The sequence below is a fragment of the Bradyrhizobium sp. 137 genome (assembly GCF_023074095.1).
In the GTDB taxonomy this organism is placed as follows: domain Bacteria; phylum Pseudomonadota; class Alphaproteobacteria; order Rhizobiales; family Xanthobacteraceae; genus Bradyrhizobium.
Map to the genome: position 1 here is coordinate 192826 of NZ_JADPKU010000067.1, position 14159 is coordinate 206984.

General features: G+C 65.1%; 10 protein-coding genes. All 10 read left to right on the forward strand.

Annotation, left to right across the window (positions count from 1 at the left end):
* Positions 1 to 17: 17 nt before the first annotated feature.
* Positions 18 to 2114 (forward strand): 3-hydroxyacyl-CoA dehydrogenase NAD-binding domain-containing protein, encoded by a 2097-nt coding sequence (locus IVA78_RS22020; RefSeq protein ID WP_247467804.1) that lies wholly within the window; start codon positions 18 to 20, stop codon positions 2112 to 2114.
* A 125-nt stretch (positions 2115 to 2239) separates the two neighbouring features.
* On the forward strand, positions 2240 to 3922 hold the full coding sequence (gene pimA, locus IVA78_RS22025) for a dicarboxylate--CoA ligase PimA (RefSeq protein WP_247467808.1): 1683 nt from the start codon (positions 2240 to 2242) through the stop codon (positions 3920 to 3922).
* The gene (locus IVA78_RS22030) at positions 3919 to 5106 is read left to right on the forward strand and encodes an acetyl-CoA C-acyltransferase (RefSeq protein ID WP_247467812.1); all 1188 of its coding nucleotides are present in this window, start codon (positions 3919 to 3921) and stop codon (positions 5104 to 5106) included. Before pimA ends, IVA78_RS22030 begins: the two co-directional genes overlap by 4 nt.
* A gap of 48 nt (positions 5107 to 5154) precedes the next feature.
* Entirely contained in the window at positions 5155 to 6345 is a 1191-nt protein-coding gene (gene pimC, locus IVA78_RS22035) for a pimeloyl-CoA dehydrogenase large subunit (protein WP_247467814.1), read from the forward strand.
* Positions 6346 to 6476: 131 nt separating this feature from the next.
* Positions 6477 to 7619, forward strand: coding sequence for a pimeloyl-CoA dehydrogenase small subunit (gene pimD / locus IVA78_RS22040; protein ID WP_247467817.1), 1143 nt, complete (start codon positions 6477 to 6479; stop codon positions 7617 to 7619).
* Positions 7620 to 7764: 145 nt separating this feature from the next.
* Positions 7765 to 8538, forward strand: coding sequence for an SDR family oxidoreductase (locus IVA78_RS22045; RefSeq protein ID WP_247277864.1), 774 nt, complete (start codon positions 7765 to 7767; stop codon positions 8536 to 8538).
* A gap of 99 nt (positions 8539 to 8637) precedes the next feature.
* Positions 8638 to 9030, forward strand: a complete 393-nt coding sequence (locus IVA78_RS22050; protein WP_256468137.1) for an endonuclease domain-containing protein — start codon at positions 8638 to 8640, stop codon at positions 9028 to 9030.
* Between the two features lie 436 nt (positions 9031 to 9466).
* Complete coding sequence (gene glpK, locus IVA78_RS22055) at positions 9467 to 10972, forward strand: glycerol kinase GlpK (protein WP_247467823.1); 1506 nt, start codon at positions 9467 to 9469, stop codon at positions 10970 to 10972.
* A gap of 53 nt (positions 10973 to 11025) precedes the next feature.
* A complete protein-coding gene (locus IVA78_RS22060; RefSeq protein WP_247467826.1) occupies positions 11026 to 13473 on the forward strand; it encodes a penicillin acylase family protein in 2448 nt (815 codons plus the stop codon).
* Positions 13470 to 14063, forward strand: a complete 594-nt coding sequence (locus IVA78_RS22065) for a GNAT family N-acetyltransferase (protein WP_247467829.1) — start codon at positions 13470 to 13472, stop codon at positions 14061 to 14063. Before IVA78_RS22060 ends, IVA78_RS22065 begins: the two co-directional genes overlap by 4 nt.
* The last annotated feature ends 96 nt before the right edge of the window (positions 14064 to 14159 follow it).

The window sequence follows — 14159 nt, forward strand, 5'->3', positions numbered from 1 at the left end:
CACCAAGGAGGGACACCGTGAGCGAAGTGGTCAAGCTTGAGCGTCATGACGAAGTCGGCATCGTCACGGTCGACAGCCCTCCAGTCAATGCGCTGAGTGCCGCGGTCCGCAGCGGCATTTTGGAGTGCGTCAAGGCTGCAATCGCCGATCCCGGCATCAAGGGCATCGTGCTGACCTGCGCCGGCCGCACCTTCATTGCGGGTGCCGACATCACCGAATTCGGCAAGCCGCCGAAGCCGCCCGCCCTCAACGACGTGCTGTCCGAGATCGAGAACTCGCCGAAGCCGGTCGTCGCCGCGATCCATGGCACCGCGCTCGGCGGCGGCCTCGAGGTCGCGCTCGCCTGTCATTACCGCGTCGCGGTGAAAGAGGCCAAGCTCGGCCTGCCCGAGGTGAAGCTCGGCCTGTTGCCGGGCGCGGGCGGGACCCAGCGCCTGCCGCGCGCGGTCGGTCCCGAGCTCGCGGTCAAGATGATCGTCGGCGGCGATCCCATTGGTGCTGCGGAAGCGCTGAAGAACGGGTTGATCGAGGAGATCATCGAGGGCCCGGCCTCGGGCGGCGAAGCCTTCGTCCGCAAGCTGCTCGCCGAGAAGCGCCCGCTGCGCCGCCTGCGCGATGACGATTCCAAGCTCGCGGCCGCCAAGGCCGATCGTTCCATCTTCACCAATGCGGTCGCGGCCATGACCAAGAAGTCGCGCGGCCTGGAAGCGCCGTTCGCAGCGGCAGACGCCGTCGGCTACGCCATCGACCTGCCGTTCGACGAGGGCCTAAAGAAGGAGCGCGAAGGCTTCCTCAAGCTCGTCGCCAGCGACCAGTCCAAGGCGCAGCGCTATGCCTTCTTCGCCGAGCGCGAAGCCGCCAAGATCGCGGGCATCCCTGAAGGCACTAAGCCGCGCCCGGTCAACCGTGTCGCCATCCTCGGCGCCGGTACCATGGGCGGCGGCATTGCGATGTCATTTGCCAATGCCGGCATTCCCGTCACCCTGATCGAGACCGGGGAAGAGCAGCTCAAGCGCGGCATGGGCGTCATGCAAAAGAACTGGGAAGCGACCGCGGCACGCGGCGGCATCCCGGCCGATGCGCCTGCCAAGCGCATGGCGCTGATCAACGGCAAGGTCGGGATCGAGAGCGTCGGCGATGCCGACCTCGTCATCGAGGCCGTGTTCGAGACCATGGCGGTCAAGAAGGAAGTATTCGGCAAGCTCGACCAGTTCGCCAAGCCCGGCGCGGTGCTCGCCTCCAACACCTCGTATCTCAACATCGACGAGATCGCGAAGTCGACCAAGCGTCCGCAGGACGTTCTCGGGATGCACTTCTTCTCGCCGGCCAACGTCATGAAGCTGTGCGAGATCGTGCGTGCCGAGAAGACCGCGCCCGATGCGCTGGTCACCGCTGTCAATATCGCACGCAAGATCGCAAAGGTGCCGGCCGTGGTCGGCGTGTGCGACGGCTTCGTCGGCAACCGCATGCTGGCGCAGCGCGGCAAGCAGTCCGAGAAGCTGCTGTTCGAAGGCGCTTTGCCGCAGCAGGTCGATGCCGTCGTGACCAAGTTCGGCATGCCGATGGGACCGTTCGCGATGGGCGATCTCGCCGGCCTCGACATCGGCTGGCGCTCGCGGAAAGATCGCGGCATCAAGTCGGAGATCGCGGATGCGCTCTGCGAAGCCGGCCGCTTCGGCCAGAAGACCGGCAAGGGCTACTACAAGTATGAAGGCGGCAGCCGCGCGCCGCTGCCCGATCCCGAGGTCGAGAAGCTGATCGACGAGACGCTGGCCCGTCTCGGCCGCAAGAAGCGTGTCGTCAGCGACGAGGAGATCCTCGAGCGCATGATGTATCCGATGATCAACGAGGGCGCGAAGATCCTCGAAGAGGGCATTGCGGCACGCCCCTCCGACATCGACGTGGTCTGGCTCTACGGCTATGGCTGGCCGATCTACCGCGGCGGCCCGATGTTCTGGGCCGACAGCGTCGGCCTCACGCACATCGCCGACCGCTTGTCGTTCTACGCCAAGGAGACCAACGACCCGAGCCTCGAGCCCGCGCCGCTCCTGAAGAGGCTCGCGGATGAGGGCAAGACGTTCGCGTCGCTGGCGGCTGCGTCGAAGGCGGCTTGATGGAGCTTCGCGCTCCAATTCCCAGTCATTCCGGGGCGCCCGCAAGGCGAACCCGGAACCTCAAGATTCCGGGTTCGATGCTTCGCATCGCCCCGGAATGACGCTTTGTTGGACTTGAGACCTTAATGACCCATCCCGGCGAACAGTTTTATCCCGAGGGCGTGCATTGGGACGACACCATCGTCCAGGGTACGCTGCCCGACCTGCTGTCGCAGGCCGCCGCCGATTATGGCGCGCGCACCGCGATCGAGTTTCGCGACCGACCCATCACTTATAGCGCGCTTGCCGCGATGGCCGAGCGTGCCGCCGCGGCCTTCCTGCGCGCCGGCTGTGGCAGGAACAACTCGGTCGCACTGTTCCTCGGCAACACGCCTGATCATCCCGTCAATTTCTTCGGTGCGCTCAAGGCCGGCGCCCGCGTCGCGCATCTGTCGCCGCTTGACGGCGAGATCGCGCTGACCCACAAGGTCGCCGATTCCCGCTCGCGCCTGCTCGTCAGCTCCAACCTTGCCGCGCTGCTGCCGACCGCGCTGAAATTTCTGGAGAAGGGGCTGATCGATCGTCTCGTCGTCTGCGAGGACGACGATTGGGGCAAGGTGGGCACGCCGCAGGCGGCGATCCCCGATGATCCCCGCATCGTCACGTTCAAAGCGTTCGTCGAAGGCGCGGCCGCGCCGGCCGAGTGGCCGAACGTGACGGCCGATGACGTCGCGCTGCTGCAATATACCGGCGGCACGACCGGCCTGCCCAAGGGTGCGATGCTGACGCACGGCAACCTCACCGCGGCGGTGTCGATCTACGACGTCTGGGGCAAGCCGGCGCGCGCCGCGCGCGGCGATGTCGTCGAGCGCGTGATCTGCGTGCTGCCGCTGTTTCACATCTATGCCCTCACCGTCGTGCTCTTGTCCTCGCTTCGCCGCGGCAATCTGATTTCGCTACATCAGCGCTTCGATGTCGAAGCGGTGATGCGCGACATCGAGATCAAGCGCGCGACGTACTTTCCGGGCGTGCCGACGATGTGGATCGCGATTGCGGCGCTGCCCGACCTCGACAAGCGCGACTTCTCCTCGCTTGCCACCATCGGCTCTGGCGGCGCGCCGCTGCCGGTGGAGATCGCGAGCTTCTTCGAGCGCAAGGTCGGCAAGAAGCTGCGCAGCGGCTGGGGCATGACCGAGACCTGCTCGCCCGGCACCGGTCATCCGCCTGTTGGCCCCGACAAGCCCGGTTCGATCGGTCTGATGCTGCCGGGCATCGAGCTCGACGTGGTCGCGCTGGACGATCCAAGACGCGTGCTGCCGCCGGGCGAGGTCGGTGAGATCCGCATCAAGGGCCCGAACGTCACCAAGGGTTATTGGAACAAGCCGGAGGGGTCCGCGGAGGCCTTCGTCGACGGCCGTTTCCTCACAGGCGACATCGGCTACATGGATCAGGACGGCTATTTCTTCCTGGTCGACCGCAAGAAGGACATGATCATCTCCGGCGGCTTCAACGTCTATCCGCAGATGATCGAGCAGGCGATCTACACCGTCCCCGGTGTGCACGAGGTGATCGTGCTCGGCATTCCCGATCCCTATCGCGGCGAGGCCGCCAAGGCCTTTATCAAGCTGAAGCCGGAAGCCAAACCGTTCTCGCTCGACGAGCTGCGCACCCAGCTCGCTGGCAAGCTCGGCAAGCATGAATTGCCGGCCGCAGTCGAGTTCGTCGACGATCTGCCGCGCACGCCGGTCGGAAAATTGTCACGCCACGAATTGCGCCAGCAGCAGAAATCGTCACAATCCATCAAAACCGCATCAGGAGGCCGCTCTTGACCGACGCCGTTATCGTTTCCACCGCCCGCACGCCGATCGGCAAGGCCTATCGCGGCTCGCTCAACGCCACCGAGGGCGCGACCCTGCTCGGCCACGCCATTGGCGAGGCCGTCGCCCGCGCCAAGGTCGATCCCAAGGAGGTCGAGGACGTCGTGATGGGTGCAGCCCTCCAGCAGGGCGCGACCGGCGGCAACATCGCGCGCAAGGCGCTGCTGCGCGCCGGCCTTCCCGTCACCGTCGCCGGCACCACCATCGACCGGCAATGCGCTTCGGGCCTGCAGGCGATCGCGCTCGCCGCGCGCTCGGTGATCTTCGATGGCGTCGAGATCGCGGTCGGCGGCGGCGGCGAGTCGATCAGCCTCGTGCAGAACGACAAGATGAACGGCTTTCACGCCCAGGATCCGGCGCTGCTCAAGATCAAGGGCGAGGTCTACATGCCCATGATCGACACGGCCGAGGTCGTCGCCAGGCGCTACGGCATCTCGCGCGAACGCCAGGACGAATATTCGCTGGAGAGCCAGCGCCGCACCGCGGCCGCGCAGCAGGGCGGCAAGTTCAAGGACGAACTCGCGCCGATCACCACGCAGATGGCGGTTACCGACAAGGCGACCGGTACAGTCTCGATGAAAGAAGTCACGCTGTCGCAGGACGAAGGTCCGCGTCCGGAGACCACCGCTGAAGGCCTCGCCGGCCTCAAGCCCGTGCGCGGCGACGGTTTCACCATCACCGCCGGCAATGCCAGCCAGCTTTCCGACGGCGCCAGCGCCTCCGTCATCATGAGCGACAAGGAAGCAGCCAAGCGCGGCCTCAAGCCGCTCGGCATCTTCCGTGGCTTCGTCTCCGCCGGCTGCGAGCCGGACGAGATGGGCATCGGCCCGGTTTTCGCCGTGCCGCGCCTGCTCAAGCGTCATAATCTCACGGTTGACGACATCGGCCTGTGGGAGCTCAACGAGGCCTTCGCGGTGCAGGTGCTGTATTGCCGCGACAAGCTCGGCATCGACCCCGACAAGATCAACGTCAATGGCGGCGCGATCTCGGTCGGCCATCCCTACGGCATGTCGGGCGCGCGCCTCACCGGCCACGCTCTGATCGAAGGCCGACGCCGCAAGGCGAAGTACGCGGTCGTCACCATGTGCGTCGGCGGCGGCATGGGCGCGGCGGGACTTTTCGAGGTGTTGCAATAGTTCACCGTCTGGCTTTCGCCAGGACGACGAAGCTCACAGGAGGATCCGATGGATCTCGCATTCACGAAAGAAGAGCAGGCGTTTCGCGAGGAAGTGCGGCAGTTCTTGCGCGACAACGTGCCGCCGGATACGCGGCGCAAGCTGGTCGAGGGCCGCCACCTCTCGAAGGACGAGATGGTGACATGGTGGCGCATTCTCAACAAGAAGGGCTGGGGCGTCAGCCACTGGCCGAAGGAATATGGCGGCACGGGTTGGACAAGCGTGCAGCACTACATCTTCAACGAGGAGCTGCAGTCCTATCCGGCGCCGCAGCCGCTCGCCTTCGGCGTCAGCATGGTCGGCCCGGTCATCTACACCTTCGGCAACGAGGAGCAGAAGAGGAAGTATCTGCCGCGCATCGCCAATGTCGACGATTGGTGGTGTCAGGGATTTTCGGAGCCCGGCTCCGGCTCTGACCTCGCCTCGCTGAAGACGAAAGCCGAGCGCAAGGGCGACAAATGGATCATCAACGGCCAGAAGACCTGGACCACGCTGGCCCAGCACGCTGACATGATCTTCTGCCTCTGTCGCACCGATCCCAGTGCCAAGAAGCAGATGGGCATCTCCTTCATCGTGTTCTCGATGAAGTCGAAAGGCGTCACCGTGCGTCCGATCCAGACCATCGACGGCGGCGTCGAGGTCAACGAGGTTTTCTTCGACGACGTCGAGGTGCCCTACGAGAACCTGATCGGCGAGGAGAACAAGGGCTGGGACTACGCCAAATTCCTGCTCGGCAATGAGCGCACCGGCATTGCCCGCGTCGGCGTCTCCAAGGAGCGCATCCGCCGCATCAAGGATCTGGCGTCGAAGGTCGAGTCCGGCGGCAAGCCGATCATCCAGGATCCCGCTTTCCGCGAGAAGCTCGCGGCCTGCGAGATCGAGCTGAAGGCGCTGGAGCTGACCCAGCTTCGCGTCGTCGCCGACGAAGGCAAGCACGGCAAGGGCAAGCCCAATCCGGCTTCGTCCGTGCTAAAGATCAAGGGCTCCGAGATCCAGCAGACCACCACCGAGCTGTTGATGGAAGTGATCGGTCCGTTCGCCGCGCCTTACGACGTGCACGGGGACGACGGCTCCAACGAAGCCATGGACTGGACCGCCCAGATCGCACCGAGCTACTTCAACAACCGCAAGGTCTCGATCTACGGCGGCTCCAACGAGATCCAGCGCAACATCATCGCCAAGGCGGTGCTGGGGCTTTAGCGTCATTCCGGGGCGCGCGTCAGCGCGAACCCGGAATCTCGCGCCACAACCTCTGGATTCCGGGTCCACGCGCTACCGCGCGTGTCCCGGAATGACGAAGCATAAATTCCGGGTACGAGGAACCAAGCAACATGGATTTTGACCTGTCCGAGGAGCAGCGGCTTCTCAAGGAAAGCATCGACGGCCTCTTGACCGATTCCTACGATTTCGAGAGCCGCAAGAAGTACATGAAGGAGAAGGGCGGCTGGAGCAAAACCGTCTGGCTCAAGCTCGCCGAGCAGGGCCTGCTCGGCCTGCCCTTCGCAGAGGCCGATGGCGGCTTCGGTGGCGGCGGCGTAGAGACCATGATCGTGATGGAAGCGCTCGGCAAGGCGCTGGTGCTCGAGCCTTATCTCGCCACGGTGGTGATCGGCGGCGGCTTCCTGCGCCATGCCGGCAGCGACGCGCAGAAGGCCGCGCACGTGCCAGGGATCATCGACGGCAGCAAGACGCTGGCGTTCGCCCAGCTCGAGAAGAACTCGCGCTACGATCTGTTCGACGTCACCACGACGGCGAAGAAGAAGGGCGAAGGTTGGGTGATCGACGGCGAGAAGTTCGTCGTGCTCAACGGCGAGAACGCCGATACCCTGATCGTTACCGCGCGCACCAAGGGCGAGCGCCGCGATCATAAGGGCATCGGCGTGTTCCTGGTCCCCGCCAATGCAAAAGGCGTAGCTAAGAAGGGCTATCCGACCCAGGACGGCCTGCATGCTGCCGACGTCACCTTCACCGGCGTCGAAATCGGCGCGGACGCCGTGCTCGGCAACCCCGAGGATTCGCTCGCGCTGATCGAGCGCGTCGTCGACGAGGCGCGCATCGCACTCTGCGCCGAGGCGGTCGGCTTGATGGACGAGTCGCTCAAGACCACGGTCGAGTACATCAAGACGCGAAAGCAGTTCGGCGTTCCGATCGGCTCGTTCCAGTCGCTCCAGCACCGCGCCTCCGACATGTTCGTCGCGGCCGAGCAGGCGCGCTCGATGTCGATGTTCGCGACCATGGCTGGTGATTTCGAGGACGCCAGGGAACGCAGCAATGCGATCGCCGCGGCCAAGGTGCAGATCGGCAAGTCGGCCAAATTCGTCGGCCAGCAGTCGATCCAGCTCCACGGCGGCATCGGCATGACCATGGAGGCGAAGATCGGCCACTATTTCAAGCGCCTCACCATGATCGAGAATACCTTTGGCGACACCGACTACCACCAGCGCCGTGTCGCCGACGCGGGCGGATTGATCTAGTCATATGACGCCTGTCGTCCCCGCGAAGGCGGGGGACCTAGTACACCGCGGCTTCTCGATTCCAGCCGCGCCGTCTCTGGAATACTGGATCGCCCGCCTTCGCGGGCGATGACACTGAGTATGCGGCCATAGCGGAGCCCAACAAATGAAAAACACCCCGTTCGATCTCACCGGCAAGGTCGCCGTCGTCACCGGCTCCAGCCGCGGCATCGGCCGCTCCTCCGCCGAGCTGCTGGCAAAATTAGGAGCCAAGGTCGTGGTCTCCTCGCGCAAGGCGGATGCCTGCAAGGAGGTCGCCGATGGCATCATTGCCGCCGGCGGCGATGCCATCGTCATTCCCTGCAACATCGCGCGCAAGAACGAGGTCGAGGCGCTGATCTCGGGCGCAACGAAGCACTACGGCAAGGTCGACATCCTCGTCTGCAACGCCGCAGTGAACCCCTATTACGGCCCGCTGCTCGACATCACCGACGAAGCCTTCGACAAGATCATGGGCTCGAACGTCAAGAGCAACATCTGGCTCTCCGCGCTCGCGATCCCTGAGATGGCCGAGCGCGGCAATGGCTCCGTCATCATCATCTCCTCGATCGGCGGCTTGCGCGGCTCCACCGTGATCGGCGCCTACGGCATCTCGAAAGCCGCCGACTTCGCGCTGTGCCGCTCGCTCGCCGGCGAATGGGGCCCCAAAGGCGTCCGCGTCAACTGCATCGCGCCCGGCCTCGTCAAGACCGATTTCGCCCGCGCGCTCTGGGAAGACGAAGCCAATCTGAAGCGCCGCACCGCCACCACGCCGCTCCGCCGCATCGGCGAACCCGACGAAATCGCCGGCGCCGTCGCCTACCTCGCCTCCGACGCATCGAGCTTCATGACCGGCCAGACCATCGTCATCGACGGCGGCGTCACCACGGCAGCGGTGTAGCCACCTGCAGTTGCATTGAGACAGCGCTTCTCTTACCCTCCCCTGGAGAGGGAGGGTCGCTCGCGCAAAGCGCGAGCGGGGTGGGGTGAAGCCACACAAATGGTCTCAACATCGATCCGACGCGCCGCCGCGAAGAAACTGAGAGCCGACACCACGCCGCACGAGCGGATGCTGTGGCGCGTCCTCAAAGACCTCCCGATGGACGGCTCGCACTTCCGCCGCCAAGCGCCGATCGGGCCCTACGTCGTCGATTTCTTCTGCCCAGCCAAGCGCCTCATCATCGAGCTTGATGGCGGGCACCACAATGAAGATGATACAGCGAAACGAGATATCGATCGCCAACTCTGGTTCGAGCGCGAGGGCTACCGCGCCATCCGTTTCTGGAATTCGGAGATCGCCAGCGATCTGATGGCCGTGCTCGAACGCATCTACATCGAGCTGTACGGATCGCGCGAGGCGGAGACACAACCACTGAAACATCGCCGCTCATAGTCGCGCCTTCTCTTACCCTCCCCTGGAGGGGGAGGGTCGCTGCGCATGCAATGCGCGGCGGGGTGGGGTGGCAGACCATCCGCGAACGCGGTGCTTCCGAGTACGCGGCGGAGATCGTTCTTGATCTAGCTGCGCCTTCTCTGACCCTCCCCTGGAGGGGGAGGGTCGCTGCGCATGCAATGCGCAGCGGGGTGGGGTGACAGACCATCCGCGCATGCGGTGCTTCTGAGTACGCGGCGGAGATCGTTCTTCGACGCAGGCGAGACCGCCTCTGTGGCTTCACCCCACCCCGCCCGCGCTTGCGCGCGGTCGACCCTCCCCTCCAGGGGAGGGTAAGAGGAGAGCCGCCTTGACCTCTTGCCGGCAATCCCGTTTTCTTGCCGCGACACAATGATCCCTTCCAGGGAAACGCCAAGAAAACGCTGAGGTAGCCGCCATGTCTTTCGTCCTCGCCATCGACCAGGGCACCACCTCTTCGCGCGCCATCGTGTTTCGCAGCGACATTTCGATCGCAGCGAAGGCGCAGGCCGAGTTTCCGCAGCATTTCCCGGCCTCGGGATGGGTCGAGCATGAGCCGGAGGACATTTGGACCTCGACCGTGATGGTGTGCCGCGAGGCGATCGCGCAGGCCGGCATCAATGCAAAGGACATCGCCGCGATCGGCATCACCAACCAGCGCGAGACCACCGTGGTGTGGGACCGCGCCACCGGGCAGGCCGTGCACCGCGCCATCGTCTGGCAGGACCGCCGCACCGCGGACATCTGCGCCAAGCTGAAAGCCGACGGCCGCGAGCCCGTGATCTCGCAGAAGACCGGCCTGATCATCGATCCCTATTTCTCCGGCACCAAGGTGGCCTGGATCCTCGATCACGTTCCCGGTGCGCGGGCGCGCGCCGCGCGCGGCGAGCTGATGTTCGGCACCATCGACTGCTATCTGCTCTGGCGCCTCACCGGCGGCAAGGTGCATGCCACCGACGCCACCAATGCCTCGCGCACGCTGCTGTTCAACATCCACACCGGCCAGTGGGACGACGAGCTCTTGGAGATCATCGGCGTGCCGCGCTCGATGCTGCCCGAGGTGAAGGACTCTTCCGCCCGCTTCGGCGAGAGCACGCCCGACCTGTTCGGCGGGCCTATTGCGATATCAGGCATCGCCGGCGACCAGCAGGCCGCGACCATCGGTCAGGCCTGCTTCCGCCCGGGCATGATGAAGTCGACCTACGGCACCGGCTGCTTTGCGCTGCTCAACACCGGCACCACGCCCGTGGTGTCGAAGAACAAGCTGCTCACCACCGTCGCCTATCAGCTCGACGGCAAGCGCACCTACGCGCTGGAAGGCTCGATCTTCGTGGCAGGCTCGGCGGTGCAATGGCTGCGCGATGGCCTTGGCATCATCAAGCACGCCGCCGAAACCGGCCCGCTCGCGGATCGGTCGGATTCCATGCAGAGCGTCTATCTCGTCCCTGCCTTCGTCGGCATGGGCGCGCCCTATTGGAATCCGCGCGTCCGTGGCGCCTTGTTCGGCCTCACCCGCAACACCGGCCCTGCCGAGCTCGCCCACGCCGCGCTGGAAAGCGTCTGCTATCAGACCTTCGATCTCTGGGCCGCGATGCGCGCGGACTGGCCGAGCTCGGAAACCGCCAGCGTCGTGCTCCGCGTCGACGGCGGCATGACCGCATCCGACTGGACAATGCAGCGCCTCGCCGATCTGCTCGACGCCCCGGTCGATCGCCCCGTGATCCAGGAGACCACGGCCTTAGGAGCCGCCTACCTCGCCGGCCTCCAGGCGAGCGTCTATCCCGAGCCGACAAAATTCGCCGACAACTGGCGCCTCGAGCACCGCTTCAAGCCGAACATGAGCCAGGCGACGCGCGAGCGAAAACTGGCCGGATGGGCAAGAGCGGTGAAGGGCGTGCTGGCGAGCGACGAAGGGGAGGGGTAAGCGTAAGCGGATTCACGTCGCTCGCTCAAATAACAACAACGGGAGAAACGACAATGAACACGGATATCAACCGGGTCATGCGGGCGCTGTGCACCGCGGCGGTCTGCAGCGTGCTGCTCGCTTCCAGCGCAACCGCACGCGAAAAGGAGAACCCGCTCTCGAACGCGCGCCAAGTCAAGACCGATGTCGCCGGCCTCAATGCGCCCGCCAGGATCCTGGTCGACGTCTGGGGCATTCCGCACATCTATGCCGGTAACGAGCACGACCTGTTCTTTCTGCAGGGTTTCAACGCCGCGCGCGACCGGCTCTGGCAGATCGATCTCTGGCGCAAGCGCGGGCTCGGGCTGCTCGCCAGGGATTTCGGCCCGGCCTATGCCGAGCAGGATAAGGCGCTGCGGCTGTTCCTGTATCGCGGCGACATGAACGCGGAGTGGGCGTCCTATGGCCCCAAGGCGAAGACCTACGCGGAAGCGTTCGTTGCCGGCATCAATGCCTATGTCGCGGATGTTCGCGATGGCAAGCGGCCGCTGCCGATCGAGTTCAGGATCGCCGGCACCAGGCCGGATCCCTGGACCGCGGACGACGTCGTCCGTATTCGCAGCCATGGGCTCACCCGCAATATCGCTTCGGAGGTCAAGCGCTCCCTGGTTGCCTGCGCGGCGGGCCTCGAGGCCGATCCGTTTCGCGTCAAGCTCGAGCCGGCCTGGACGACGAAAGTCCCCGATGGCCTCGATCCCTGTAGCGTCCCGAAGGCGGTGCTCGCGGCCTATGACCTTGCGACGCGCCCCGTCGCCTTTCCGCAGCCGAAAGAGCGACAGGCCGCGCTCGCGCATGATCCCGACACCTATCTGGACGCGGCCGATCAACAGCGCGACACCATCGGCTCCAATAATTGGGTGATCGCGCCTTCGCGCACCGCGACCGGACGCCCGATTCTCGCCAACGATCCGCATCGCGAGCACAGCGTGCCGTCGCTGCGCTATATCGTCGGGCTGAACGCGCCCGGCCTTTCCGTGATCGGCGCCGGTGAGCCGGCGCTGCCCGGCATTTCGATCGGCCATAACGGCACCATCGCCTTTGGCCTCACCATCTTCAATGTCGACCAGGAAGACCTCTACGTCTATGAGCTCAATCCGCAAAATCCCAATCAGTACCGTTACGGCAATGGCTGGGAGGACATGCGCATCGTCAACGAGACCGAGCAGGTGAAAGGCGAGGGCGATCGCGACATCGAGCTGAAGTTCACCCGGCACGGTCCGGTGATTCATGTCGACGAAGGCAACAAGCGCGCCTTCGCGGTGCGCTCGATCTGGTTCGAGCCCGGCACTTCCGCCTATTTCGGCTCGTCCGACTACATGACCGCGAAGGACTGGAACGGCTTTCTCGCGGCGATGCGGCGCTGGGGCGCGCCCTCGGAGAACCAGGTCTATGCCGACACGCGCGGCAATATCGGCTGGGTTGCCGCGGGCAAGACTCCGCGCCGCGTCAACTATGACGGTCTGATGCCGGTGCCGGGCGATGGCCGCTATGACTGGCAGGGCTTTCTGTCGCTCGACGATCTGCCAAAAGCCTATCAGCCCAAGCAGGGCTTTCTGGCCACGGCCAACCAGATGAACCTTCCGCCTGATTACCCCATCAGCGAACGCAAGGTCGGCTTCGAATGGGCCGACAGCGCCCGCTGGCAGCGCATCGTCGAGGTGCTCCAGGCCAACAGCAAAGTGACACTCGCCGACGCCATGGATTTGCAGAACGACGATACCGCGATGCTGGGGCGGCGCCTCGTCAAGCTGCTGCAGCCTCTGACTTCGGACGATGCCAATGTGAAGAAGGGTCTCGAGCTGTTGAGGCCATGGGACGCGCGCGATGCCGCCGACAGTGCCGCCGCCGCATTGTTCGAGGTCTGGATCGCCAATCATCTCGGCCCCACGCTGCTGAAGACCACGGCGCCCAAGGCGGTGGGCTTGATTGCGCCCGAGGCATCCAGCATTTCGGCGATCGTCGCCTATCTCGAGTCCCCTGATGCCGCGCTCGGCGCCGATCCCGCTGCCGCACGCGACCAGATCCTGCGCGAGAGCTTGGGCGCTGCGGTTGCCGACGTCGCCGGCAAGCTCGGGGACGATGCATCGACCTGGCGCTGGGGCCGCCTGCATGTTGCCAAGTTCGACCACGCGCTGATCCCGCTTGCCGACAAGGCGACCGCAGCGCAAATGTCGGTGGGCCCGCTCGCCTTCGGCGGCGCAGCCAACGTTCCGCGCGCCGCCACCTATCGCCGCTCGGACTACCAGCTCATCTCAGGCGCCTCGTTTCGGATGGTGCTCGACGTCGGCAATTGGGACGCGAGCCGCACCATCAACACGCCGGGGCAATCCGGCGATCCGTTCAGCGGCCACTACCGCGACCTCGCCCCGCTCTGGGCGACCGGACAATATGTGCCGCTGCTCTACAGCCAACCCGCGGTCGAAGCCGCTACCGCAGAAGCCATCACCCTGACGCCGCGATGATGATATCGGACGGCTATTCCGACGTGCCCGCCGGCAAGATCGCGGCGGTTGTCACGCATTTGGAGATGACCGCACCTCCGGAGCGCCGCGACGATCCCCTTGGCGCGTGGACCCTGCGCAAGGTCGATACCCCCGCGCTTGCCTGGTACCGCGACCTCTTCCGCCGTGTCGGCGAGGAGTGGTTGTGGTTCTCACGAGCCCGCATGACCGATGCAGAGCTCGCTGCGATCATCCACGCGCCTGGCATCGAGGTCTACGCCCTGGTCGCGGACGGAAGCGACGAAGGCCTGCTCGAGCTCGACTTCCGCGAGCCCGGCCAGTGCGAGCTGACCTATTTCGGCGTCACCGCTGGGCTAATCGGCACCGGCGCCGCCCGCTTCCTGATGAACCGCGCGCTGGAGCTTGCGTGGTCACGCGACGTCCGCCGCGTCTGGGTGCACACCTGCACGTTCGACCATCCATCGGCCGTTGCCTTCTACCAGCGGTCCGGCTTTCGCGCCTTCCGCCGCCAGATCGAGGTGGCGGACGATCCGCGTCTCGATGGTACGGTGTCGCGCACGGCGGCGAGGCATGTGCCGATCATTGATTAATCGCGGCTGTCTCCCCGCCGTCATTGCGAGGAGCTCTTGCGACGAAGCAATCCAGACTGTCTCCGCAGAGAGATTCTGGATTGCTTCGCTGCGCTC